Origin of the sequence: Bifidobacterium sp. LCP19S3_E9, assembly GCF_052121135.1 — a bacterium.
Taxonomy (GTDB): domain Bacteria; phylum Actinomycetota; class Actinomycetes; order Actinomycetales; family Bifidobacteriaceae; genus Bifidobacterium; species Bifidobacterium thermacidophilum.
In genome coordinates this window covers 1-490 of record NZ_JBQKEV010000020.1, presented here as the reverse complement: position 1 = coordinate 490, position 490 = coordinate 1, and the positions used below count along the sequence as shown (strand labels likewise).

The following is a 490-nucleotide window of genomic DNA, read 5'->3' as shown; positions in this document are numbered from 1 at the left end:
CAGATCATCAACACTCTGCGATCACAAAACGATCAAACAAACAACCAGACCCCCAACAAAGGGGACCCGGTCGAAATACATCAGTACAAGCAGACCACGACCAGCCACCCCCACAGGGGCGGCCACGCGGTCCGCTCGCGTCCACTCTCCAGTTCTCAAACCACCACGCCACACCACACACCCCCACCCGGAACACCCGGGAAGGAACCCATGGCGGGCACCCGAACGCCAACCCCCACACAAGGAGGCCGTGGCGGCCAGGGAACCCAACAGCATGCCCATACCCGCCCCCGCAAGGAGACGCAACGATCCTTCCACGCCAGCACGCCCGGCACCCACGGGGACGACCCCCGCGACACCATGCCAGGCAAACAATAAGATTCTCCGTAGAAAGGAGGTGATCCAGCCGCACCTTCCGGTACGGCTACCTTGTTACGACTTAGTCCCAATCACGAGCCTCACCTTAGACGGCTCCCCCCAGCAGAACTGG

Annotated in this window: 1 rRNA gene; it reads right to left on the bottom strand. The window is 61.8% G+C overall.

Going from position 1 to position 490, the window contains the following annotated elements:
- Nucleotides 1–390: 390 nt before the first annotated feature.
- Nucleotides 391–490: ribosomal RNA gene (locus tag ACTQYB_RS08000) — 16S ribosomal RNA — on the bottom strand; the annotation flags it as partial.